At 72.9% G+C, this 21,893-nt stretch carries 25 protein-coding genes; 14 read left to right on the top strand and 11 right to left on the bottom strand.

Features of this window, described 5'->3' with window-relative positions:
* Positions 1-51 precede the first annotated feature (51 nt).
* On the bottom strand, positions 52-1,023 hold the full coding sequence (locus ACFV7Q_RS05445) for an SAM-dependent methyltransferase (protein ID WP_385423821.1): 972 nt from the start codon (positions 1,021-1,023) through the stop codon (positions 52-54).
* A 107-nt stretch (positions 1,024-1,130) separates the two neighbouring features.
* On the opposite strand from ACFV7Q_RS05445, the gene ACFV7Q_RS05440 reads away from it, so the two are divergent.
* Positions 1,131-2,333, top strand: coding sequence for a sensor histidine kinase (locus ACFV7Q_RS05440; RefSeq protein ID WP_385423819.1), 1,203 nt, complete (start codon positions 1,131-1,133; stop codon positions 2,331-2,333).
* Between the two features lie 48 nt (positions 2,334-2,381).
* Positions 2,382-3,092, top strand: coding sequence for a response regulator (locus ACFV7Q_RS05435; protein WP_385423817.1), 711 nt, complete (start codon positions 2,382-2,384; stop codon positions 3,090-3,092).
* 63 nt (positions 3,093-3,155) lie between these two features.
* Here the strand turns inward: ACFV7Q_RS05435 and ACFV7Q_RS05430 are convergent, their stop codons facing one another.
* Together ACFV7Q_RS05430 and ACFV7Q_RS05425 are read right to left on the bottom strand one after the other, a co-directional pair.
* On the bottom strand, positions 3,156-4,544 hold the full coding sequence (locus ACFV7Q_RS05430; protein ID WP_385423815.1) for a PH domain-containing protein: 1,389 nt from the start codon (positions 4,542-4,544) through the stop codon (positions 3,156-3,158).
* Entirely contained in the window at positions 4,541-5,032 is a 492-nt protein-coding gene (locus tag ACFV7Q_RS05425) for a PH domain-containing protein (protein ID WP_385423813.1), read from the bottom strand. The genes ACFV7Q_RS05430 and ACFV7Q_RS05425 overlap by 4 nt, the downstream gene beginning before the upstream one ends.
* An 82-nt stretch (positions 5,033-5,114) precedes the next feature.
* Between ACFV7Q_RS05425 and ACFV7Q_RS05420 the strand changes: the two genes are divergently transcribed.
* The 4 genes from ACFV7Q_RS05420 to ACFV7Q_RS05405 all read left to right on the top strand — a co-directional run bounded on the left by ACFV7Q_RS05420 (position 5,115) and on the right by ACFV7Q_RS05405 (position 7,992).
* Positions 5,115-6,257: an NADH-quinone oxidoreductase subunit D gene (locus tag ACFV7Q_RS05420; protein ID WP_385423811.1), complete on the top strand. Its 1,143-nt coding sequence runs from the start codon at positions 5,115-5,117 to the stop codon at positions 6,255-6,257.
* 55 nt (positions 6,258-6,312) lie between these two features.
* Positions 6,313-7,251 (top strand): arylamine N-acetyltransferase, encoded by a 939-nt coding sequence (locus ACFV7Q_RS05415; protein WP_385423809.1) that lies wholly within the window; start codon positions 6,313-6,315, stop codon positions 7,249-7,251.
* 53 nt (positions 7,252-7,304) lie between these two features.
* A complete protein-coding gene (locus ACFV7Q_RS05410) occupies positions 7,305-7,520 on the top strand; it encodes a hypothetical protein (protein ID WP_385423807.1) in 216 nt (71 codons plus the stop codon).
* Positions 7,521-7,656: 136 nt separating this feature from the next.
* Positions 7,657-7,992, top strand: a complete 336-nt coding sequence (locus ACFV7Q_RS05405) for a hypothetical protein (RefSeq protein WP_385423805.1) — start codon at positions 7,657-7,659, stop codon at positions 7,990-7,992.
* A gap of 18 nt (positions 7,993-8,010) precedes the next feature.
* On the opposite strand, the gene ACFV7Q_RS05400 is transcribed toward ACFV7Q_RS05405, so the two are convergent.
* Together ACFV7Q_RS05400 and ACFV7Q_RS05395 are read right to left on the bottom strand one after the other, a co-directional pair.
* Complete coding sequence (locus ACFV7Q_RS05400; protein WP_385423803.1) at positions 8,011-8,328, bottom strand: DMT family transporter; 318 nt, start codon at positions 8,326-8,328, stop codon at positions 8,011-8,013.
* 66 nt (positions 8,329-8,394) lie between these two features.
* Positions 8,395-8,826, bottom strand: coding sequence for a DMT family transporter (locus ACFV7Q_RS05395; RefSeq protein ID WP_385423801.1), 432 nt, complete (start codon positions 8,824-8,826; stop codon positions 8,395-8,397).
* Between the two features lie 148 nt (positions 8,827-8,974).
* Between ACFV7Q_RS05395 and ACFV7Q_RS05390 the strand changes: the two genes are divergently transcribed.
* Entirely contained in the window at positions 8,975-9,421 is a 447-nt protein-coding gene (locus tag ACFV7Q_RS05390; RefSeq protein ID WP_385423799.1) for a MarR family winged helix-turn-helix transcriptional regulator, read from the top strand.
* A 56-nt stretch (positions 9,422-9,477) separates the two neighbouring features.
* Here the strand turns inward: ACFV7Q_RS05390 and ACFV7Q_RS05385 are convergent, their stop codons facing one another.
* The 4 genes from ACFV7Q_RS05385 to ACFV7Q_RS05370 all read right to left on the bottom strand — a co-directional run bounded on the left by ACFV7Q_RS05385 (position 9,478) and on the right by ACFV7Q_RS05370 (position 13,147).
* Positions 9,478-10,644 carry a hypothetical protein gene (locus ACFV7Q_RS05385; RefSeq protein ID WP_385423797.1) on the bottom strand — a complete coding sequence of 389 codons (1,167 nt, stop codon included), beginning with the start codon at positions 10,642-10,644 and terminating at the stop codon, positions 9,478-9,480.
* A 95-nt stretch (positions 10,645-10,739) separates the two neighbouring features.
* Positions 10,740-11,726 (bottom strand): ABC transporter substrate-binding protein, encoded by a 987-nt coding sequence (locus ACFV7Q_RS05380; protein ID WP_385423795.1) that lies wholly within the window; start codon positions 11,724-11,726, stop codon positions 10,740-10,742.
* A 67-nt stretch (positions 11,727-11,793) separates the two neighbouring features.
* A complete protein-coding gene (locus ACFV7Q_RS05375) occupies positions 11,794-12,450 on the bottom strand; it encodes an ABC transporter permease (RefSeq protein ID WP_385423865.1) in 657 nt (218 codons plus the stop codon).
* Between the two features lie 13 nt (positions 12,451-12,463).
* A complete protein-coding gene (locus tag ACFV7Q_RS05370; protein WP_385423793.1) occupies positions 12,464-13,147 on the bottom strand; it encodes an ABC transporter permease in 684 nt (227 codons plus the stop codon).
* Between the two features lie 155 nt (positions 13,148-13,302).
* On the opposite strand from ACFV7Q_RS05370, the gene ACFV7Q_RS05365 reads away from it, so the two are divergent.
* Positions 13,303-14,274: an ABC transporter ATP-binding protein gene (locus ACFV7Q_RS05365; protein WP_385423791.1), complete on the top strand. Its 972-nt coding sequence runs from the start codon at positions 13,303-13,305 to the stop codon at positions 14,272-14,274.
* Positions 14,275-14,394: 120 nt separating this feature from the next.
* Here ACFV7Q_RS05365 and ACFV7Q_RS05360 read toward each other — a convergent pair whose 3' ends face one another.
* A complete protein-coding gene (locus ACFV7Q_RS05360; RefSeq protein ID WP_385423789.1) occupies positions 14,395-15,504 on the bottom strand; it encodes an alpha/beta hydrolase-fold protein in 1,110 nt (369 codons plus the stop codon).
* A gap of 153 nt (positions 15,505-15,657) precedes the next feature.
* Here ACFV7Q_RS05360 and ACFV7Q_RS05355 point away from each other — a divergent pair, with 153 nt between their 5' ends.
* From ACFV7Q_RS05355 to ACFV7Q_RS05330, 6 genes are all read left to right on the top strand, one after another.
* The gene (locus ACFV7Q_RS05355; RefSeq protein ID WP_385423787.1) at positions 15,658-17,508 is read left to right on the top strand and encodes a transglutaminaseTgpA domain-containing protein; all 1,851 of its coding nucleotides are present in this window, start codon (positions 15,658-15,660) and stop codon (positions 17,506-17,508) included.
* 234 nt (positions 17,509-17,742) lie between these two features.
* Entirely contained in the window at positions 17,743-18,540 is a 798-nt protein-coding gene (gene folP / locus ACFV7Q_RS05350) for a dihydropteroate synthase (RefSeq protein WP_385423863.1), read from the top strand.
* A gap of 43 nt (positions 18,541-18,583) precedes the next feature.
* Entirely contained in the window at positions 18,584-19,027 is a 444-nt protein-coding gene (locus ACFV7Q_RS05345; protein ID WP_385423785.1) for a nuclear transport factor 2 family protein, read from the top strand.
* A gap of 131 nt (positions 19,028-19,158) precedes the next feature.
* Entirely contained in the window at positions 19,159-19,518 is a 360-nt protein-coding gene (folB, locus tag ACFV7Q_RS05340) for a dihydroneopterin aldolase (protein WP_385423783.1), read from the top strand.
* Entirely contained in the window at positions 19,515-20,123 is a 609-nt protein-coding gene (gene folK / locus ACFV7Q_RS05335; RefSeq protein ID WP_385423781.1) for a 2-amino-4-hydroxy-6-hydroxymethyldihydropteridine diphosphokinase, read from the top strand. Before folB ends, folK begins: the two co-directional genes overlap by 4 nt.
* Before the next feature lie 873 nt (positions 20,124-20,996).
* Entirely contained in the window at positions 20,997-21,485 is a 489-nt protein-coding gene (locus ACFV7Q_RS05330; RefSeq protein WP_385423779.1) for a DUF3180 domain-containing protein, read from the top strand.
* A 21-nt stretch (positions 21,486-21,506) separates the two neighbouring features.
* Here ACFV7Q_RS05330 and ACFV7Q_RS05325 read toward each other — a convergent pair whose 3' ends face one another.
* Positions 21,507-21,893 (bottom strand): hypothetical protein, encoded by a 387-nt coding sequence (locus tag ACFV7Q_RS05325; RefSeq protein ID WP_385423778.1) that lies wholly within the window; start codon positions 21,891-21,893, stop codon positions 21,507-21,509.

Here is a 21,893-nt window from a genome sequence, read left to right as displayed (position 1 = left end):
CCGGCGTGTGCGGCGTGTGCAGGGCCGGGGCGCCGGCCCGGCCGCGGCGGTTCAGTCCGGCCAGGCGGTCACGCCGACCGGCTGCACCAGCCAGCCGAAGTCGCCCAGCCCGCCGCGGGCGGTGAGCTCGGCCGCCTCCCCCGCCTCGGCCAGGGCGCGGACGTAGCCCACCGGGTCCGACGAGGCCAGGGCGAGCGGCGGCCGGGTGCCCGAGACGCCGAGCGCGGCCAGCGCCTCCCGCTGGGTCAGCAGTACCGCGCCCGGTCCCGCGCAGGAGTCCAGGGCCACGTGGGCGGTGACGTCGCAGCTGCCGTCCGGGACCGGGGCCACCTCCCGGCCCTCCCGGAAGCCGGTCAGGGTCCCGAACGCCGGCCGGCCGCCGCGGGTGTGGGCGTAGTCCACGGCCACCGCCAGCCCCCGCTCCAGCGTGGCGACGGCCGCGGCCCAGGCCTCGTCCCGCGCCCGCCCGATCTCGGCCCGGCCGGGCCCCGGCCACCACCGCTCCAGCCAGGCCCGGTCGGCGGCGTCGACCGCCGGGCCCCGGCTCTCCGTACCGTCGGGGGCGACGAGCACGTAGTACCCGTCCTGTGCGACGTCCAGGGGTACGTTGTCCAGCCACTCGTTGGCGAACAGCAGGCCCGTGACCCCCGGCGGCGGCTCGGCCGCCCACCGGATCCTCGGGTCCAGGCCGAGCGGCCGCTCCGCCTTCTCCACCGCGTACGGGCGCACGCGCGCCGCCACCGCTTCCGGCAGCGCGGCGAGCACCCCGGCCAGCAGCTCCCCGCGCCCGGCCCCGACGTCGACCAGGTCGAGCCCCTCCGGGTGGCCGAGCTGCCCGTCCACCCGGCACAGCAGCCGGGCCACGGCGCCCGCGTACAGCGGCGAGGCGTGCACGGAGGTGCGGAAGTGGCCGGCGGGACCCGGGCCCCCGGGGCGGACGTAGAAGCCGCCGGGCCCGTACAGCGCGGCCTCCATCGCCGTCCGCCAGCCGACCGGACCCCTGGGTTCGCCCTGAATGCTCATCCCCCACACGTTAAGCTCGTCCTCCACCTTGCGGAGTACGCCCCCGGATCACGGATCGCACCTGTGGTTGACTCCAGCACCTATCTTCTTTGCCTACGCTGGGTTACGTGCAGCGCCTCTACGACTTCCTCCGCAGACACCCGACGGGCGTCGACACCTTCTGGGCTGTCCTCCTGTCCGGGATCGCCCTGCTGGAGGTCGCCGGGAGCGGCGCGCACGACGCCGCCTCGAAGCTGCTCGCCGTCCCCTCGGTGATCGCGATGGGCGTGGTCGTCGCCCTGCGCCGCAGGTGGACGCTGCAGATGTTCTGGCTGGCCGTCGGCACCGCCGCCTACCAGCTACTGGCCGGCGTCGAGTCCCACACCGCGGACTTCGCCATGCTGGTCATCCTCTACACCGTCGCCGCCTCCGCCGAGCTGCCGCGCATCCTGTCGCGCACCGCGCTCGGCATCGGACTGGCCGCCTCCCCGCTGTACGCGCTGCGCTTCGCCGTCGACAAGGGCGACAACACCGACGACGTCCTGTTCACGCTGTTCGCCATGGTCCCGTTCGCCCTCGCCTGGGTGCTCGGCGACTCCCTGCGCACGCGCAGGGCCTACTACGCCCAGCTCGTCGAGCGGAACCAGCGGCTGGAGAAGGAGCGCGAGGCCCAGGCCAAGGTGGCCGTCGCCGCCGAGCGCGCCCGGATCGCCCGCGAGCTGCACGACGTCGTCGCGCACAACGTGTCGGTGATGGTGGTGCAGGCGGACGGGGCGGCGTACGTCATGGACGTGGCCCCGGAGCAGGCCAAGGAAGCCCTGCAGACCATCTCCGGCACCGGACGGCAGGCCCTGGCGGAGATGCGCCGCCTGCTGGGCGTGCTGCGCACCGGGGAGCCGCAGGAGTCCGAGGACTACGTCCCGCAGCCGGACGTCGAGCAGATCGAGGTTCTGGTCGAGCAGGTGCGGGCGGCCGGCCTCGACGTCGACTTCGAGGTGGAGGGCGCCCCGCGCAAGCTGCCCAGCGGCGTCGAACTGACCGCGTACCGGATCGTGCAGGAGGCGCTGACGAACACGCGCAAGCACGGCGGCCCGGACGCGAAGGCGAGCGTCCGACTGGTCTACTTCGACGACGGGCTCGGCCTGCTCGTCGAGGACGACGGCCGCGGCGCGGCCCACGAGCTGTACGCGGACGGCGGCGCCGACGGCGCCGGGCACGGGATGATCGGCATGCGCGAGCGGGTCGGCATGGTCGGCGGCACCCTGGACGCGGGCCCGCGGCCCGGCGGCGGCTTCCGCATCAGCGCGCTGCTGCCGTTGAAGAAGGGCTGACGTGCCGCCACTGCTCCCGCGGACCGGGCCGCTGCGTATGCTCGCCACATGACCGCCTCTGATGCGCCCACGCCGGCGAATTCCGTAAGAGTCATGCTCGTCGACGACCAGGTGCTGCTGCGGACGGGCTTCCGCATGGTGCTCGCCGCCCAGCCGGACATGGAGGTGGTCGCCGAGGCCGGAGACGGCCTGGAGGCGCTGGATGTGCTGCGGTCCACGAAGGTGGACGTGGTGCTGATGGACGTCCGGATGCCCCGGCTGGACGGGGTCGAGGCCACGCGGCGGATCTGCGAGCGGCCCGAGCACCCCAAGGTGATCATCCTGACCACCTTCGACCTGGACGAGTACGCCTTCTCCGGGCTGAAGGCGGGCGCGAGCGGCTTCATGCTCAAGGACGTCCCGCCGGCGGAGCTGCTGGCCGCGATCCGCTCGGTGCACAGCGGGGACGCCGTCGTGGCCCCCTCGACGACCCGGCGCCTGCTGGACCGGTTCGCGCCGATGCTGCCGACCGGGACCAAGGAGCCGCAGAACAAGGAGATCGAGCGGCTGACCGAGCGCGAGCGGGAGGTCATGCTGCTGGTGGCCCAGGGCCTGTCGAACGGTGAGATCGCGGGCCGGCTGGTGCTGTCGGAGGCCACGGTCAAGACGCACGTGGGCCGCATCCTGACCAAGCTGAACCTCCGCGACCGGGTGCAGGTCGTCGTCCTCGCGTACGAGTCCGGCCTGGTCCGGGCGGGGGGCGGGGCCGGGCCCGCGTAGGGCCCGCCTCCGCCCGGCCGTCTCCTCCCCCGCCCGGGTCAGGTCAGGTCGGGGCAGGTCAGGTCAGGTCATCCAGCGGTCCGGGCGGGCGTCCGCGCGGGAGGTGCGCGAACGGTCCGCCTGCGCTTCCAGCAGGGCCGCGGCCTCGTCCGCGGCCCGCACCCGGGCCGTGACCGTGGTGTTCGCACCGGTGTCCACGCAGACGTCGGCCACACCGCGGGCCCGCTCCCACGGGCCCTGGATCAGCCGGACGCTCTGCACCTTCGCGTGCGGGACCAGCTCCGTACGGCGGCACAGCCGCCCGCGCCGGGCCGCGAACACCTCTCCGGAGACGGCCAGCGCGTACCCCTTCCACCACACCGGGACCACCCAGCGCGCCCGGGCCCCCGGGGAGGGGCGGAAGTCGAGGGCGTCCGGGTCCACACCGGGCAGGACCCGGGCGATCACCGCCCGGGCGGTGGCCCGCGAGGCCACCGGGACGAGGACGCCGTTCTTCGAGCCGGCCACGGACAGCTCCACCCGGACCAGGCCCCGCCGCCGCCACAGCAGCGGCTCGACGATCCGCAGGGACTGCACCCGCCCCGGCGGCACGGTCTCGTGGGCCCGGTCCAGCAGTCCGCGGTCGATCCGCAGCCCGTCCGGGGACTCGGCGACCCGCCAGTCGTACTCCTCCAGGAAGCGGCCGACCGAGCCCGCCCAGATGCCGCCCAGGATCGGCACCAGTGTGCCGAGCGTGGCCCAGACGCTGCCGCTGAACCACCAGACGGCCAGTGGCGCGACCACCGCTGGGGGTACCGCCGCCCAGGTGCCGAGGGTGAGGGCGAGCGCCACCGCGAGGTCCTGGGGCCGCACCCGCAGCAGCTCCTGCTGCGGGGCCTCGCCCACCGCCGCAGCCTCCTCGGGGGCGAAGCCGGCCGCCCGCGCGAGCAGCTCGGCCCGCAGCGCCACGGCCTCGTGCTCGCTGAGGAAGGCCAGCTCGTCCTTGTCCTCGGTGCCGATGACGTCGAGCCGGAGCTTGGCGACCCCGGCGATCCGGGCCAGCAGTGGACGCGTGACGTCCACGGCCTGGATCCGGTCCAGCCGGATGTGGGCGGTGCGCCGGAAGACCAGGCCGCTGCGGATGCGCAGCTCGGTGTCGGTGACCGAGTAGTGGGTGAACCACCAGCTCAGGAAGCCGTAGATGCCGAAGACGACGACGAGGACGGCGATCACCACGGCCCGCACGGCGGGGGTGAGGTCCTCGATCCACTCGGCCAGCCGCTCTCCCTGCTGAGCCACTACGCCGGCGGTGGCGGCGATCGGCACCCAGGCGCGGCGCAGCGGGGTGAGCACGTGCAGTCGCCGCTCGGCGGCCGGTCCGGGCACCGCGGGCACGGCGGTGGGAACGGCAGCGGGCACGGCGACGGGGTGGGAGCCGACGGGCCCGGTCTCCTCCGCGGACCCGGCGGTCACAGGCCCGCCGACCGTGCTTCGCCCAGCTCCGCGAGCCGGTCCCGCAGCCGCTCGGCCTCGGCCGGCAGCAGGCCGGGGATCTTCGCGTCGGTCGCCGCGGCCGCCGTGTGCAGCTGGACGGAGGCCAGCCCGAAGCGGCGTTCCAACGGCCCCGAGGTCACCTCGACCAGCTGCATCCGCCCGTACGGGACCACGGTCTGCCCCTGCCAGAGCACGCCCCGGCTGATCAGCAGGTCATCGGCGCGCTCGGCGTAGCGCCAGGACCGCCAGTTCCGTTCGAGCAGCCCCCACCCCCAGGCCAGGACCGCGAGCCAGAACGCCCCGGCCGCCGCCCACACCGGGCCGGCCAACAGCCACAGCGCCAGGGCGGTCGCGCCCGCGAGGGCCAGCATCCACACCGCCAGCAGCAGCCTCCGCACCGTGAGCAGCCCGCCCTGAAGACCCACCCAGTCGGGTCCCGCCCCGTCCGTCCCCGTCCCCTTGTTCATGTCCCCCACCCTAGGGCGCCCCCGGGATCCGCCCCGTGGGACCAGAGGAGGAGATCCGGCGCCGGGCTGAGAGAATGCGGCCATGACGGAGACCACGGTCGGCATCGGCGGAGCGGCGGAGAGCACCGACATGGTGCTCAACATCGGACCGCAGCACCCTTCCACGCACGGCGTGCTGCGCCTGCGCCTCGTCCTGGACGGCGAGCGCATCGTGAGCGCCGATCCCGTGGTCGGCTACATGCACCGCGGCGCCGAGAAGCTCTTCGAGGCCCGCGACTACCGGCAGATCGTCATGCTCGCCAACCGCCACGACTGGCTGTCGGCGTTCTCCAACGAGCTCGGCGTGGTCATGGCGGTCGAGCGGATGCTCGGCATGGAGGTCCCCGAGCGGGCCGTGTGGATGCGGACCCTGCTCGCCGAGCTCAACCGGGTGCTGAACCACCTGATGTTCCTCGGGTCGTACCCCCTCGAACTGGGCGGAATCACCCCGATCTTCCACGCGTTCCGTGAGCGCGAGGAGCTCCAGGCCGTCATGGAGGAGATCTCCGGCGGCCGCATGCACTACATGTTCAACCGCGTCGGCGGCCTCAAGGAGGACCTGCCGGCGGGCTGGCTCGGCCGGGCCCGCGCCGCGATCGCCGACGTCCGCAGCCGGATGGACGTGTACGACAAGCTGGTCCACGGCAACGAGATCTTCCGCGGCCGCACCCGCGGCGTCGGGATCCTGTCCGCCGAGGCGGTGCACGCGTACGGGGTCTCCGGCCCGATCGCCCGCGCCTCCGGCGTCGACTTCGACCTGCGCCGCGACGAGCCGTACCTGGCCTACGGCGAGCTGCAGGACGTCCTGGAGGTGGTCACCCGGCCCGAGGGCGACTGCCTGGCCCGCTTCGAGTGCCTGCTGGACCAGACGCACAACTCCCTCGACCTGGCCGACGCCTGCCTGGACCGGATGGCGCAGCTGCCGCCCGGCCCGATCAACCAGCGCCTGCCGAAGGTCCTGAAGGCACCCGAGGGGGCGACGTACGCCTGGACCGAGAACCCGCTCGGCATCAACGGCTACTACCTGGTCTCCAAGGGCGAGAAGACCCCGTACCGGCTGAAGCTGCGCTCGGCCTCCTACAACAACATCCAGGCCCTGTCGGTGCTGCTGCCGGGCACGCTCGTCGCGGACATGGTGGCGATCCTGGGCTCGCTGTTCTTCGTCGTCGGCGACATCGACAAGTAGTCGCGGACGGACAACTCGCGGGAAAACGGGGGCCGTCAGCGCCTAGGGTGCGGGAATGACCACCCTAGGCATATGCGACGGTTACGACGGATACCTGCGGCGGCTCGGCTTCGCGGAGCCGCCGCGGCCCACCACCGAGGCGCTCTTCGCGCTCCAGCGCGCCCACCTGGAGCGCATTCCGTACGAGAACGTCGAGATCCAGCTCGGCCGGCCGCCCGGCATCGACCCCTCGCTGTCGGTGCGCCGCTTCGCCGACGGGCGCGGCGGGTACTGCTTCCACCTCAACGGCGCGTTCGCCCTGCTGCTGGAGTCCCTCGGCTACGACGTGACCCGGCACCGGGCGGGCGTCCTCGGCCCTGCGGACCGTGACCGGCAGGACGTCAGCGGGGACCACCTGGCGCTGACCGTGCGGGTGGACGGCGAGGAGTACTTCGTCGACGCCGGGCTGGGCGACGGGCCGTACGAGCCGCTGCCGCTGCGGGTCGGGACGCACCGGCAGGGGGCGTTCACGTACGGGCTGGCCCCGCTGGAGGGCGACGAGCCCGGCTGGCGGTACCTCAACGACGCGGGGCCGTGCCCGGTGGTCAACTTCCTGGCGGCGCCGGTCGCGACGACCGACTTCGAGGCAACGCACGAGCGGCTGTCCACCTCCGAGGACTCCGGCTTCGTACGGACCTTCGCGATGCTGCGGCGCGACGCGCACGGGATCGACACGCTGCGGGGCCGGGTGCTCAGCCGGATCGACCCGGCGAAGGGGACCAGCGAAAGGATCCTGGACACCCCCGGGGAGTTCTGGTCGGTGGTGGGCGGGCTGTTCGAGCGGGCGCTCGACGACCTGACGCCGGAGGACCGGGAGTCGCTGTGGGAGCGGGTCGGCCGGGCCCACGCGGCGTGGCTGGCCTCCCGCGCGGACCGGGCCGGCAACGGGACCGGGGACCGGGCCGGGGCCGAGACGGAGGCCGGGGCCCGGGCGGGCGCGGAAGCCGGGGCCTAGCGGGCGGTCTCCCCGGCGGGGGCGTTGTCGGTGCGGGGCGGCACACTGGGGGCATGGCGCATTCCCCCCGACGAGCCTGTCCCGCATGCGGGCGCGACTGCGCCGTGACCGCCGGCCGGATCGCCCGGCACGATCCGCCCGCCGGGCGGGACCGCGGCGGCATGGTGTCCTGCCCCGGGTCCCGGGCCCGGGTGGTGCTCGGCGCGTCCGCGCCGACGCTGGACGGCTTCGTCCTGCCGGACCTGCCGGGCCAACTCCCGTTGTTCTGAGGGCCTGGCACCCGGACCGCCCCGGCACGCCGCGCCCGTGTGCGCCCCGGTCCCGCACGGCCGGTGAGTACGGCGGGCCCCGGAACTGAGTAGTCGCACGGATCCCCGTCCTCCCCGGGCGGGACAGGATGGCGCCATGACCTGGTACCAGCAGCCCCCCGCCCCCGCCACACCGCAGGACGCCGCCTCGAAGCGGACCCGGCGGTGGTCCGGGATCGCCTTCGCGCTGTTCCTGCCCGTCCTGTTCCTTGCGAAGCTGGCGTTGCTGACCACGTCGGAGGCGAGCAAGTGCCTGATGTACGGAGGCTGCGAGCCCTTCCCCGGCGCGCTCTTCCTGTCGCTGGTCGGCGGCGTGCTGCTCACCTTCGTGGTGGCGTTGGCCGCACCCCGGCTGACGGTCCAGCGGGTCGCCCTGGGTGTGCAGTTGCTCCTGGAGGTCGCCGCCGTGAACGTGGTGCTCGCCTACCCGTGAGCACGGCTACGACCCCGGTCAGACCGAGGTCAGGCGCAGCAGGAGCGCGCCGCCGATGATCGAGGCGAAGGAGAGCAGGCGGGCGGTGGTGATCTTCTCCTTGAAGATGACCGTGCCGAGCACGACGGTGCCGACACCGCCGAGGCCGGTCCAGATGGTGTAACCGACGCTGACGTCCAGGTCCCGCAGGGCCAGCGAGAGGGTGTAGATGCCGCCGGCGGCGGCGCCCAGGGTGAGCACGGACGGCCAGAGGCGGGTGAAGCCCTTGGTGGCGTTGGTGCCGAGGGCGAAGGCGATCTCGAAGAGGATGGCGATACCGAGGTAGACCCAGGTCATGGCAGGTGTCCTTCTGAGGGAGAGGGATGTGCGGCGCGGTGGGGCGCGGGGGTCAGGCTGCGGGGATCAGGCTGCGGAGCGGGCGACAGGGGCGTCGGCCGCGGCGGCGTCCTTCCTGGCCGCGAGGGTGTCCGAGATCCGCAGGCCGAGGGCGCCGCCGATGATGAGGAGGAAGGCGAGGACCTTCCACACGGTCAGCGACTCGCCGTAGACGACGGTGCCGAGGACTACGGTGCCGACGGCGCCGATGCCGGACCAGACGGTGTAGCCGACGCCGACGTCGATGGTCTTGAGGGCCTGCGAGAGCGTGTAGATGCCGGCGGCCGCGGCGGCTGCCGTCAAGAGCGAGGGTCCCGGCCGGGTGAACCCGTCGGTGGCCTCGGTGCTCAGGGCGAAGGTGATCTCGAAGAGGGACGAGAACAGCAGCCAGGCCCAGCCTTTGGAGGTCGAGGCGGGAGCGGAGGGGCTCGCGGCACGGCTCGTCGGGGTGGCGGACACAGAACCTCCAGATAGTTGCTTGTACGTGCATGGAATATGCCGCCGCATTCACCCCTGGTCGGGTGATCGGTGACGCGATAAGCTTGCTTGAGCAAGTAACTTCCTGTCAATGCACCGTCAGATACGCCAGATGAGGGGACAGTCCGCCATGACGACACCTTCGAGCGCCCCGACCGCCTCGTCCGACCAGGCGATGTGGGACCGGGTACTCACGCTGCACGCCCGCGTCGAGCGCCATCTGGGGCAGGCCCTCCAGCGCCGGCACGGGATGGGCCTCTCGGAGTACCGGGCGCTGGAGGACCTGTCCCAGGCCTCCGACGGGGAGCTGCGGATGCAGGAGCTCGCGGACCGGGTCGGGCTGGGCCAGAGCTCGGTGACCCGCCTGGTGGGCCGGCTGGACGCGGCGGGCTACGCGTACAAGGACCTGTGCCCCGACGACAAGCGCGGGGTGTACGCCGTCATCACCGAGGAGGGGCGGCAGCAGTACGCCGCCGCGCGCTCGACGTACGCCGAGGTGCTCGGCTCCGCCCTGGACACCGCGGGCGCGGAGCCGACACTGGCGCGCACGGTCCGGTCCCTGCGCAACCCCGTCTGACGACACGGCGCCTGCCGCCTGCCGGCGGGCGGCGGGCGGCGGGCGGCGGGCGGCAGTCAGGAGATCGCGCTGCGCAGGCGGCCCACGTCGATCGGCTCGGTCTCGTCGTGCTCCGTCAGGTCGATGACCTGGTTCGCCCCGCCCTGCCGGGGAGCGGCCGGAGCGGCCTCCGCCCCGGCGGCGGCCCGGTCCGACTCCGCCTTGTGGACGGCCAGGGCCTCCTCCCCGACCACGTCGGCCAGGTCCTCGTTCTGGACCGACTCGATCGCCGCGCGCGCCCGGTCGGCGTTCTTGGTACCGAAGAAGTCGAAACCGCCGACCGCGCGGGCGGCCGGGCGGCGTGCGGCCTGGTACGGAGCCACCGGCCCCGCGGGGCGGCGCGCCGGGAGGGCGGAGCCGGCGGCAGGGGCCCCGGACCCGGCGTCCTGCGTCCCCGAGCCGGCGTCCCGGCCGGTGCCGGACTGCTGCCCGCCGGCCGGGCCGGGCTGCCGCTGCGCTGCCGGGGCGGACTGCTGCTGTCCGGCCGGGAGCGCGGAACGGACCTGCCCGAACGGGAGCTGGCCGGGCTGCTGCTGTGCGGGCCTCGGGGCCCGGGCACCCGGCCCCCCGGGGCCTTCCGGACCCGCCGGACCGGCCTCGGCCTTGCGGACCAGGGCGCTCAGCGCCGCGTGGGCCCGGGCGTAGCCGACCGCGGTCGGCGCGCCGCTGGACGTGCGCTCCTCGGTCACCGGCGGGAGCTCCTTCGGCGGGCCGACCGCCGGCCCCGCGGACGCCTCGATGGCCAGCAGCCGGCGGCCCTCCAGGGCGCTGGCCCGCTCGGTCTCGGCCGTGGCGTACCGGCGCAGCAGCGCCGCGTGCTCGCCCCGCAGCCCGGCGAGTTCGACCCGCTTGGCCCGCAGCTTGGCGTCGAGCCGTCCCCGCAGCACCCGGGCCTCTTCGAGCTCGGACTCCAGCTCGGCCATGCGCTCGTCGGTCTTCCACTCGTCCTTGACCCGCTCGCGGGCCAGCTCAGCGACCCGCCGCCCGGCCGCACGGTCCCACGTGCGCAGGACGGCGGCACCCGCGACGCCCACGGCCGCGGCCAGCGCCACGAGCAGCCGCAGCGCCACGGGATCCGCGAGCAGCCAAGCCACGGTCGCACTGGTGAGGGAAACACCGGCCACGGCCGTGGGAGTGAGCAGCCGGTGCAGGGGCTCGGGATTGCGGTGGCGTCCTCGGGGCATGGCCAGAAATTTACAGGGCGTGGGGGTCGCTTGGGATGGCCGGCCGACAATCTGTTCCCGGGCAGTTATCCGCCCCTCCCCGCGCCCGTCGTCCGCTACCCCCCGATCAGCCCCTTGGCCTTCAGGTAGGCCTTCGCGGCGTCCGCCGGCTTCTCGCGCCGGGCGTCGACCCGGCCGTTCAGCTCGACGAGGTCAGCGGTGGTGAGGGTCTTGGTCAACTTGTCCAGAGCGGCCGCGATCTCCGGGGCGCCCGCGTCCTTGGCATTGACCACCGGCAGGACGTTGTCGGCGTGCTGGAGCTTCTTGTCGTCCTCCAGCAGGACGAGGTCGTAGCTGTCGAGGGTGGCGTCCGTGGTCGTGGTGAGCACCAACTGGTCGGCGCCGTCCTTCACGGCCTGCTTGGCCTGCGGGGTGCCGACGCCCTTCGGGTCGATCCCGGAGACGTCGATTCCGTACGTGGCCTTCAAGCCCGGTGCGCAGAAGGGTCGTACGGCGCATTCGTCGCCGGCCGCGATCTTCACCTTCAGCCCTGACCTGCCGAGGTCGGAGAGGGTCCGGAGGTTGTTCTTCCGGGCGAATTCCTTCGACACCGCGAAGGCGTTCTGGTCGACCGCCGAGCCCGCCGGCAGCACCTTCAGGCCCAGCGGCCCCGCCAGCTTCTCCAGCCCGGCCACCGTGGCCGCCGGGTCGCTGGACGCGACGGGCTTGTCCTGGGGTGCCTTCGGGCCGTTGACCTTGGCGTTCAGGAACTCGGCGAGGGTGGCCGCGTACTCGGGGACGATGTCGATCTCACCCTTCTCCAGGGACGGTTCGTAGAGCTCGCGGTTGTTGACCGTGGTGACCGAGGTGCTGTAGCCAGCGTCCCGGAGCACCTGCGCGTACAGCTCCGCCAGAACGCTGGACTCGGTGAAACCGGCCGCGCCGATCACCAGCTTCCCCTTCCCGGAGCCGTCCCCGGACGCGGACGCGGACCCGCCGGACTCCTTGCTCTGCTCCAGGCTCGCGCCGCCGCAGGCGGTGAGGGAGGCGGTGAGGGCCACCGCCGCGAGGGCCACGGCCGGGACCCGGCTGGACTTGTGCATGTCGTGCTCCTCCGGAGGGATGGGTGCGAACGGGAAGGGGAACGGCCGGGCCGGGGCCCGACCGCGGTCAGCGCGCCGCCGGCCGGGCCAGCAGCCGCTCCGCCGCCACGAGGACGCCCTCGACCAGCAGGGCCAGCGCCGCCACGAGCAGGGCGCCCGCGACGACCTGCGGCGTGTCGTACGTGTTGAAGCCGGCGGTGATGATCCGACCGAGGCCGCCCTGGCCGACCATCGCCGCGATCGTGGCCGTGGCGACGACCTGGACGGCGGCCGAACGCAGTCCGGTCATCAGCAGCGGTCGTGCGAGCGGCAGTTCCACCCGTAGGAACAGCTGGCCGCCGGACATGCCCATGCCGCGGGCCGCCTCCACCACGGACCGGTCGACCTCGCGCACGCCCACGTACGCGTTGGTCAGCAGGGGCGGTACGGCGAACAGCACGAGCGCGGCGACCGTGGGCAGGTAGCCCGCGCTGCGCAGCGGCGAGACCATGAACAGGGCGAGCACCGCGAACACCGGCACGGCGCGCCCGGCGTTGGAGACGTTGACCGCGAGCGCCCCGCCCCGGCCGATGTGGCCGAGCCACAGCCCGACGGGCAGGGCCACCGCGCAGGCGACGGCGAGCGCGATGCCGCTGACGCAGACGTGCTCGGCGAGCCGGTGCCACACCCCGTTCTCACCGGACCAGTTGGCTCCGTCCGCCAGCCAGTCCCAGGCCCCTCCCATGACGTCCACGGCCCTACGCCCCCCTGTCCGCCGCGGCGCGCGTCCACGGGGTGAGCAGCCGCTGCAGCCCGAGCAGCAGCAGGTCCGCCACGAGCGCGAGCAGTACGCACAGCACGGAGGCGGTGAGCACCTGGGCCTTGAAGGAGCTGTTCACGGCCGGGGCGATGAGGTTGCCGAGGCCGCCCTTGCCGACGATCGAGCCGACCGTGGTCAGGGCCACGGTCGAGACCGTGGCGATCCGCACCCCGGCGAGCAGCGCCGGCAGCGCCAGCGGCAGTTCGACCTGCCACAGCAGCCGCCCGGGCCCGTAACCCATGCCCCGCGCGGCCTCCCGCACCTCCTCCGGTACGGCCTCCAGCCCGGCCAGGGCGTTGCGGACGAGGATGGTCAGCGAGTACAGCACCAGGCCGGTCACCACCAGCGATGCCGACAGCCCGAACAGCGGCAGCAGCAGCGAGAACATGGCGAGGGAGGGGATCGTGTAGAGCAGGGTCGTCAGGCCCAGCACGGGCGCGGCCCAACGCCGCCCGCGCCGGGCCAGCAGGGCCAACGGGACGGACACGGCGACGCCGAGGAGGACCGAGGCGCCGGTGATCCAAACGTGTTCGAGGGTGGCGGCGGTCAGCTCCTGGGAACGCGAGGTGACGTACTCCCAGCAGATCCAGTCGTTCGCCACCAGGCAGCCCTGCCCCGCCATGCCGTCACCCCCTCCCCACCGTCGTACGCACACCCGTCCGAAAACACGAAGCCAGGAGCGACCCTAACCCGCCGCGGGCCCGGCGGCCGGAATCATTCGCGCCCGGGCAACATGCTCTTCACACGTCCGGGCCGCGGGTAGGGAAGGATGGCGGTGTGATCCGATTCGAGCACGTGACCAAGCGCTACCCCGACGGGACGACGGCCGTCGAAGACCTGTCCTTCGAGGTGGCCGACGGCGAACTGGTCACGCTGGTGGGCCCGTCCGGCTGCGGCAAGACCACCACCATGAAGATGGTCAACCGGCTGATCGAGCCCACCTCGGGCCGGATCCTGCTCGCCGGCGAGGACATCGCGGCCGCCGATCCCGTCGAACTGCGCCGCCGCATCGGCTACGTCATCCAGCAGGTCGGCCTCTTCCCGCACAAGACGGTCCTGGAGAACACCGCGACCGTGCCGCAGCTCGTCGGCACCCCCCGGGCCAAGGCCCGCGCCCGCGCGGCCGAACTCCTCGAACTGGTCGGCCTGGACCCGGCCGTGTACGGCGACCGCTATCCCCACCAGCTGTCCGGCGGACAGCGCCAGCGCGTCGGCGTGGCCCGCGCACTCGCCGCCGACCCACCGGTGCTGCTGATGGACGAGCCGTTCGGGGCGGTGGACCCGGTGGTGCGCGAACGCCTGCAGAACGAGTTCCTGACGCTGCAGAAGACGGTCCGCAAGACGATCCTGCTCGTCACGCACGACCTGGACGAAGCCGTCCGGCTCGGTGACCGCATCGCCGTCTACGGAACGGGCACCATCGAGCAGTTCGACCGCCCCGCCTCGGTGCTCGGCGCCCCCGCCACCCCGTACGTGGCCTCCTTCGTCGGCGCGGACCGCGCGCTCAAACGGCTGGCCGTCACCCCGGTCGGGACCGCCGACCTCACGCCGGCCGACGGGACGCAGCCGGCCGTCTCTGTGGAGCTGGGCTCCAGCCTGCGCGAGGCCCTGGCCGCACTCCTCCAGGAGGACTCGGGGCGGATCGGGGTCACCGACCCCGAATCCGGGGCGCTGGCCGGCTTCCTGACCCCGCAGGAGGTACACCGAGCGCTGCGCCGGGCCCGCGCCGAGGACACCGACGCGACCTGAAGAGGCCGGCCGCGGCCGGACCGGACCGGTGTGGTGCGGTGCGGCCCGTCCGCAAAACGCCGTGTGGCCGGCCCTTCCGGGCCGGCCACACGGTCGTCGCAGGTCGTTCGGCGCAGGCCGTCAGGCCTGGATGCGGTTGCTCATCCACGTCAGCATCGGCGGGATCTCACGGCGCCAGGTGTTGAAGTTGTGACCACCGCTGTCGAGGATGATCGACGAGACCCGGTCCGGACCCTTGACCAGCTTGACGAACTTGCGGGTGTCCGCGATGTTCGGCTCGCCCGTCTCGCTGCTGGTCACCAGGAACGAGGTGCCCGTCGGCTTCTTGCGCTCGATGCTGTACAGGATGTCGGCGCGCTTCTTCAGGTTCTCGTCGCCCATGAACAGGTTGCCGGTCGTGGCGTCGTTCGGGGCCTCGTAGTACGCCGACAGGCCGGCTGCGGCACCGAAGGTCTGCGGGTAGTGCGCGGCGATCTTCAGGGCGCAGTAGCCGCCCGTGGAGTTGCCGATGAAGCCCATGTTCTCGGGCTTCTTGCCGACCCGGAAGGTGCTCTGGATGGCCCGCGGGAGGTCCTGCGCGAAGAAGGTCTCGGTCTGCGGACCGCCGGGGATGTCCACGCACTCGGTGTCGCGCGGCGGTGCCACGGTCGGGCGCAGCATCACCAGGATCATCGGCTTCATCTTCCCCGCCTTGGCCTGCTTGAAGGCCGTCATCGGGTAGTTCAGCCCTTTGATCAGGTTCTCCGCGGTGCCCGGGTAGCCGGTCAGCACGATCGACGCGGGGAAGTTCTTGTCCTTGTGCTGCGGCTGGAAGTACTCCGGCGGCAGCCACACGTACCCCGGGCTCGTTATCTTCGACTTCTCACCGGATATCGACACCTTCAGGATCTGGCCGCCGACCTGCGGCTGGGCCCCGCCGGGGACCTCCAGCTTCTGCTTGTCGATGACCTTGATGTCCTTGCTGCTCATCGAGTGGTCGACGACCTTGCCGACCGAGGTCTCCTTGCCGAACAGGTCAGCCCACGAACCGTAGAAGGAGAACGACTGGTTCGCCGCCAGGCCGACCGCCGAGAACACCGCCAGCTGCGTCGCGAACAGGAGACCGATCCGGCCCAGCACCGCACGCCAGGTGCGGCCCGAGAGCCGGGGCCAGAACCACACCGTGGCTGCAAAGAGCAGCACACCGGCGGCGACGGCGAGCGCCAGAACCGTATTACTGGTGAGACCCATGAGCTGTCAGTCGACTTTCTGGTGGCAGGACTAGATTTTCTCGGCGAAAGAGTGAACCCGCTCGCGCTCGATGTCGTCCTAGTGGACGCACCACACTCCGGAGGCTGTCGCGGCCTTCGGCCACTTGAATCTCTCGCGGAGCAACGGGAAGCGATGTCTAGCAGGATAGATGGCGATAAGTCGGGACAGGTTCCGAGCGGGGTACGCCGAATCTTCCGCGGACCACGACCGGAGTCCGTGCCCGGACTGGTGGGAACGGCCGTCGCGATCGTCGGTCTCCTCGACGTTGCGGCGGGTGTCTTCCCGCGGTTCCAGCACAGCCGACTCCGCGCCGTCGCGGAGGTGATCCCCGGCTCGACCCGGCCCATGGCGGCGGCCGTCACCATTTGCGCCGGCATCCTGCTCCTCCTGCTCGCCCACGCACTCAAGCGCCGCAAGCGCCGCGCCTGGCGGGCGGCGGTCTTCCTGCTGCCGGTCGGGGCCGCCGCCCAGTTCGTGTACCGCCACTCCTACATCGGCGTGGTGATCGCTGTCGCCCTGCTCGCCCTGCTGCTGCGCCATCAGGGTGAATTCAAGGCGCTGCCCGACCCGCGCAGCCGCTGGAAGGCCCTGGCCAACTTCATCCTGATGAGCGCCGGCTCGATCGGCCTCGGCCTGGTCATCGTCAATGCCCACCCCAACAAGGTGGTGGGGCGCCCCGGCCTCTACGAGCAGATCGCGCACGTCCTGTACGGGCTCATCGGCATCGAGGGCCCGATCGCCTACTCCGGCGGCCGGGACTGGATCGTCGGCTACTCCCTCGGCGCGCTGGGCATGCTGACCGCACTGACCACCATCTACCTCGCCTTCCGCCCCGAGCACCCGGCCGCCCGGCTCACGGCCGACGACGAGACCAAGCTGCGCGAGCTGCTCGCCAAGCACGGCGCCCGCGACTCCCTCGGCCACTTCGCGCTCCGCCGCGACAAGGCCGTCGTCTTCTCCCCCAGCGGCAAGGCCGCCGTCACCTACCGCGTCATCTCCGGCGTGATGCTCGCCTCCGGCGACCCCATCGGCGACGTCGAAGCCTGGCCCGGCGCCATCGAGCGGTTCATGGCCGAGGCCAAGGCCCATTCCTGGACCCCTGCCGTCGTCGGCTGCAGCGAGACCGGCGGCGAGGTGTGGACGCGCGAGACCGGCCTCGACGCCCTGGAGCTCGGTGACGAGGCGATCGTCGACGTCAAAGACTTCTCCCTGACCGGCCGTGCGATGCGCAACGTCCGACAGATGGTCAAGCGCATCGAGCGCAACGGCTACACCACCAAGGTCCGCCGGGTCAGCGAGCTGACCGAGGAAGAGCTGGAGCAGGTCCGCGGCGCCGCCGAGGCCTGGCGCGGCACCGACACCGAGCGCGGGTTCTCCATGGCCCTCGGCCGCGTCGGCGACCCGGACGACGGCGACTGCATCATCGCCACCGCGCACCGCGTCGAGGAGGGCGACACCAGCCCGTTCGGCGACCTCAAGGCCATCCAGCACTTCGTGCCGTGGGGCAAGGACGGCATGTCGCTGGAGCTGATGCGCCGTGACCGCGGCGCCGACCCCGGCATGAACGAGCTGCTCATCGTCGCCTCCCTGGAGGCCGCCCCGTCCCTGCGCATCGAGCGGGTCTCGCTGAACTTCGCGATGTTCCGCTCCGCCCTCGCCCGCGGCGAGAAGATCGGCGCCGGCCCGGTGCTGCGGGTCTGGCGCAACCTGCTGGTCTTCCTGTCCCGCTGGTTCCAGATCGAGTCGCTGTACAAGTTCAACGCGAAGTTCCGCCCCCGCTGGGAGCCCCGCTTCATGGTCTTCCGCACCCACGGCGACCTGCCCCGCATCGGCTTCGCCGTCATGCAGGCCGAGGGCTTCGTCACCCTGGCGCTGCCCCGGCTGTTCGCCTCCCGCCGCCGGCCCAAGCCGGTCCGCACCTGCGCCCACACCCACGTGAGCGCCGTGCCCGCCCGGGCCGAGCGCGAGGTCCAGGCGGCCTGACGCCCGGCGGCGCCGCGCCACGCCGCCCCGCACGTGAAGCCCGGCCCCCGGTGAACCCCGGGGCGCCGGGCTCCGTGCTTCCCGGGCCGGGGGGGCCGGGCCCGCGGCCGCCGCCCGCGGCCCGGCCCGTGCCGGATCCGGGGGCAGCCCTACCCTGGGACCATGAACAACAAGCACGGGGCCGCAGGCAGGGGCCGGGTCACAGGCCTGCCGGACTGGGACCGCTGCGCGGTCATGGGCGTCGTGAACGTCACCCCCGACTCCTTCTCGGACGGCGGCCGCTGGTTCGACACCACCGCGGCCGTGAAGCGCGGCCTCGACCTCATGGCCCAGGGCGCCGACCTCATCGACGTGGGCGGGGAGTCCACCCGGCCCGGCGCCACCCGGGTCGACGAGGAGGAGGAGCTGCGCCGCGTCGTCCCCGTGGTCCGCGGGCTGGCTTCCGAAGGGGTCACCGTCTCCGTCGACACCATGCGCGCCTCGGTCGCCGCGCGGGCCGTCGAAGCCGGGGCGACGCTCGTCAACGACGTCAGCGGCGGGCTCGCCGACCCCGGCATGATCCCCGCCGTGGCCGCGGCCGAGGTGCCCTTCGTCGTGATGCACTGGCGCGGCTTCAGCGCCGACATGAACCGCCTCGCCGTCTACGAGGACGTCCTCGCCGAGGTCACCGCCGAGCTCCGGACCCGCATCGACGCCGTCGTCGCCGGCGGCATCGCCCCCGAGCGGCTCGTCGTCGACCCCGGCCTCGGCTTCGCCAAGATGGCCGAGCACGACCTGGCCCTCGTCGCGCACCTCCCCGAGCTGCGGGCCCTCGGCTTCCCGCTGCTCGTCGCCGCGTCGCGCAAGCGGTTCCTCGGCCGCGTCCTGGACGGCGACGGCGCCACCCCGCCGCCGGCCCGCGAGCGCGACGCCGCCACGGCCGCCGTCTCGGCCCTCGCCGCCCACCAGGGTGCCTGGGCCGTCCGGGTCCACGAGGTACGCGCCACGGCCGACGCGGTTCGGGTGGCCCGCGCCGTGGAAGGGGCTTGGTGACCCGGCCCGCACCTGGGGCCCGTACAGCCAGGAGAGGGGCACGGTGAGCCGTACCGACATCGAAGCCGTCGAGCAGGTGAACACGGCCTTCTACGAGGCCATGGAGCGGGGCGACTTCGACACCATGTCGGCGCTCTGGCTGGAGGACGAGGTGTCCTGCGTCCACCCGGGCTGGCCGGTGCTCAGCGGCCGCGGCGAAGTGCTCCGCTCGTACGCGCTGATCATGTCCCACACCGAGTACATCCAGTTCTTCCTGACCGACACCAAGGTCGCCGTCATCGGCGACACGGCCCTGGTCACCTGCACCGAGAACATCCTCAGCGGAGGACCCGCCGGGGACGGCGGAGAGCTCGGCCCGCTCGTCGGCCAGCTGGTCGTCGCCACAAATGTGTTCCGACGCACATCCGAGGGCTGGCGCCTGTGGTCCCACCACGGTTCTCCGGTCCTGACGGACTCCGAAGAGGACGAGGAGGAAGCCCCCGACTGACCCCTCCGGCGGGCCGCGGCCCCTTTCGCAGGTAGATTCGAAGACGGACGACGCCGACCGCACTCGGCGCAGGCCCATGGATCCGGGGAGGCCCGGACCCGCATGCACCTACGAAAGCAGGAGTGATTCGCGTGGATCGTGTCGCGCTGCGCGGCCTCAAGGCTCGCGGGCACCACGGCGTCTTCCCCCGGGAACGCGAGGAAGGCCAGACCTTCATCGTCGACCTGGTGCTGCACATCGACACGCGCCCGGCGGCGGCGGACGACGACCTGGCGAAGACCGTCCATTACGGCGTCGTCGCCGAGGAGGTCGTCGACGTGGTCGAGGGCGAGCCCGTCGACCTCATCGAGACCCTGGCGGAGCGGATCGCCCAGCAGTGCCTCAAGCACGAAGCGGTGGCCCAGGTGGAGGTCGTCGTCCACAAGCCGGACGCGCCCATCACCGTCCCCTTCGACGACGTGACCATCACGATCACCCGGAGCCGCGCGTGAACAACGGACTGAAAGCCCAGAGCGACCCCACCGTCCAGCCGGTGCCCGCCTCCGTCGTCGAGGCGGTCGACGCGGCGGACGTCACCCTGTCCAACCCCAAGTGGGCCGTGATCGCCCTCGGCGGCAACCTCGGCAACCGGATGGAGACCCTGCAGGGTGCCATCGACGCCCTCGGCGACACCCCGGGCGTCCGGGTCAAGGCCGTCTCCCCGGTCTACGAGACCGAGCCGTGGGGCGTCGAGCCCGGCTCCCAGCCCTCGTACCTGAACGCGGTGGCGCTCGTGCGGACCACCCTGCCCCCGTCCAGCCTGCTGGAACGCGGCCACGCCATCGAGGAGGCCTTCGACCGCGTCCGCGAGGAGCGCTGGGGCCCCCGGACCATCGACGTGGACATCATCGCGTACGCCGACGTGGTCTCCGACGACCCCGCCCTCACCCTCCCGCACCCCCGGGCGCACCAGCGCGCCTTCGTCCTCGCCCCCTGGCACGACGTCGACCCCGAGGCGCGGATCGCCGGCCACGGCCCCGTCGCCGACCTGCTCGCCGGGATCGGCCTGGCCGGCGTCATCCGGCGCCCCGACCTGGAACTGCGCCTCCCCGAGTAGTCGTGGGTAGCGTCTCTGATCAGTTGAGCGAATCCGAGTCGGACTGAGGGTCCGGGATCGGTTGATCCACCTGGGTGGGGTGGCGTGGGCGTGGAGGTGGAACCCGCGCCCAGTGCTGCCCCTCGCGGCTTGTGCCGGTTGGCGGATGCGCTGACCGTGTGCACGCCCTGGTGCCGGTGGGCTGCGCGGGGCAGCTACCTCCGGCCCGTTGGTGCGTGTGTGTCCCTCCGGACGCTGGCCGGCACGGCCCGAAGGCCGCACTGGGGAGGGAACCTCACGTCGCCTGGGCGTGAGGCGGTTGGTGCGTGGCCTAGTGGGGCCGGTCTTGGACCGGTCCGTCCGGCTGGTCTTCGGGGCGGCCGTGACGACGGCCTTGGCCTCCATCGTGTCCACCACAGCACGGATCACCATCTGCCCGCCGGCGCGGTCCACGACCGTCTTGGCCTGGTGGGCGAGGCCGCGTGCGGCGATCCGCTGCCAGGCGCCCTGGTCGCGGTCGCCCTGCCAGCCGCACTCGGGCTGGGGCAGATGGCCCACTTCCAGCCGGACACGGTGGGCCGGTCGGGGGCCTTGCGATGCCGGAGCGGCGTCAAGCAGCACGGGCGGTGCTTGGAGGTGTTGCGCGGCGGAACGGTGACCACAGCGATGCCCGCCTCGGCGGCGAGGTGGCGTATGCGGTCGGCGATCTGCCCGCGCACGGTCTGCGACAGGCGGGTGTTCTGGGTGCGGCCCATATGGAGAGGTCACCCTTTTCGACCCGCGAACTCACGAACGCCACTGCCAGCGATCACTTACGATCTCGAAGGAGACACGGGAGCCTGTGGTCTGCCGACGGACGGCTGAGGCAGGGCGCAGAGAGCGGGGAACGGGGACGTGAAGCAACTGAGGCCGGCGGTCCTGGCGGGCATCTTCGTGGTGGCCGGGGTGCTGTCCTGGGCGGGTGCCCGCCTGTGGAACGCGTACGGAACCCTGCCGGGCGTCCCGCTGGCCGCCCCCGTCGTGCTGGGCGCCATCGCGGTCGTGCTGCTGGCGACGGCCCTGTCGCTGCGTTCCCGCCTCAAGGCCCAGCGGGAGCGGCAGCCCGGCGCGAAGGGCGTGGAGCCGCTGATGGCGGCCCGGGCGCTCGTCTTCGGCCAGGCCAGCGCCCTCGTCGCGGCCCTCGTGGCGGGCATGTACGGCGGCGTGGGCGTCTTCCTCCTGGCCGACGGGTTGGAGGTGCCCGCCCGCCGCGATCAAGCCTGGTACGCGGCCTTCTCGGTGCTGGCGGGCGCGGCGGTCATCGCCGCGGCCCTCTTCCTGGAGCACGTCCTGAAACTCCCCGAGGACGACGACACCACTCCCCCGACGCCTTCCCGCGCCTGAGCCGCAACGGGTCGGGCCGTCTCAGGAGTAGCGGAATCCCAGCCACTCCCACAGCCGGAGGGGTCCGGGCCCCCGGTCCTCCCAGTCGCAGAACTGGAGGTCCGCGAGGAGGCCGTGGAAGGCGAAGAGCGTCGCCTCGCCCTGATGGCCGCCTTCGGCGTCGAGCAGCGCCGCGCCCGCCACCACCGCGTAGGCCTTCTCCGTCGACACGGCCGCCACGGCCGTAGTGTCCACCCGCAGGTACACGCACGGGCAGGCGCAGCCGCTCCCGCGCATCTCGGCGTGCGGGATCTGGGCCCGCAGGCCCCGGTAGACGTCCGAGTCACCGTCGAGCAGCAGCTCCAGGGTGCGTCGGACGTCCTCGCCCAGTGGCTCCCAGCCGTCGCGGGAGGGCCCGTCGTCGGGCAC

Origin of the sequence: Streptomyces sp. NPDC059851 (genome assembly GCF_042732005.1) — a bacterium.
Classification (GTDB): Bacteria; Actinomycetota; Actinomycetes; order Streptomycetales; family Streptomycetaceae; genus Streptomyces.
This window is presented reverse-complemented; position numbering and strand designations above follow the sequence as displayed.

Bases quoted from the DNA above. Each gene is read 5' to 3' on its own strand.
- ACFV7Q_RS05445 (WP_385423821.1), bottom strand. From the start codon at position 1,023: ATGAGCATTCAGGGCGAACCCAGGGGTCCGGTCGGCTGGCGGACGGCG.
- ACFV7Q_RS05435 (WP_385423817.1), top strand. From the start codon at position 2,382: ATGACCGCCTCTGATGCGCCCACGCCGGCGAATTCCGTAAGAGTCATG.
- ACFV7Q_RS05425 (WP_385423813.1), bottom strand. From the start codon at position 5,032: ATGAACAAGGGGACGGGGACGGACGGGGCGGGACCCGACTGGGTGGGT.
- ACFV7Q_RS05420 (WP_385423811.1), top strand. From the start codon at position 5,115: ATGACGGAGACCACGGTCGGCATCGGCGGAGCGGCGGAGAGCACCGAC.
- ACFV7Q_RS05415 (WP_385423809.1), top strand. From the start codon at position 6,313: ATGACCACCCTAGGCATATGCGACGGTTACGACGGATACCTGCGGCGG.
- ACFV7Q_RS05410 (WP_385423807.1), top strand. From the start codon at position 7,305: ATGGCGCATTCCCCCCGACGAGCCTGTCCCGCATGCGGGCGCGACTGC.
- ACFV7Q_RS05405 (WP_385423805.1), top strand. From the start codon at position 7,657: ATGACCTGGTACCAGCAGCCCCCCGCCCCCGCCACACCGCAGGACGCC.
- ACFV7Q_RS05400 (WP_385423803.1), bottom strand. From the start codon at position 8,328: ATGACCTGGGTCTACCTCGGTATCGCCATCCTCTTCGAGATCGCCTTC.
- ACFV7Q_RS05390 (WP_385423799.1), top strand. From the start codon at position 8,975: ATGACGACACCTTCGAGCGCCCCGACCGCCTCGTCCGACCAGGCGATG.
- ACFV7Q_RS05385 (WP_385423797.1), bottom strand. From the start codon at position 10,644: ATGCCCCGAGGACGCCACCGCAATCCCGAGCCCCTGCACCGGCTGCTC.
- ACFV7Q_RS05380 (WP_385423795.1), bottom strand. From the start codon at position 11,726: ATGCACAAGTCCAGCCGGGTCCCGGCCGTGGCCCTCGCGGCGGTGGCC.
- ACFV7Q_RS05375 (WP_385423865.1), bottom strand. From the start codon at position 12,450: ATGGGAGGGGCCTGGGACTGGCTGGCGGACGGAGCCAACTGGTCCGGT.
- ACFV7Q_RS05370 (WP_385423793.1), bottom strand. From the start codon at position 13,147: ATGGCGGGGCAGGGCTGCCTGGTGGCGAACGACTGGATCTGCTGGGAG.
- ACFV7Q_RS05360 (WP_385423789.1), bottom strand. From the start codon at position 15,504: ATGGGTCTCACCAGTAATACGGTTCTGGCGCTCGCCGTCGCCGCCGGT.
- ACFV7Q_RS05355 (WP_385423787.1), top strand. From the start codon at position 15,658: ATGTCTAGCAGGATAGATGGCGATAAGTCGGGACAGGTTCCGAGCGGG.
- folP (WP_385423863.1), top strand. From the start codon at position 17,743: ATGGGCGTCGTGAACGTCACCCCCGACTCCTTCTCGGACGGCGGCCGC.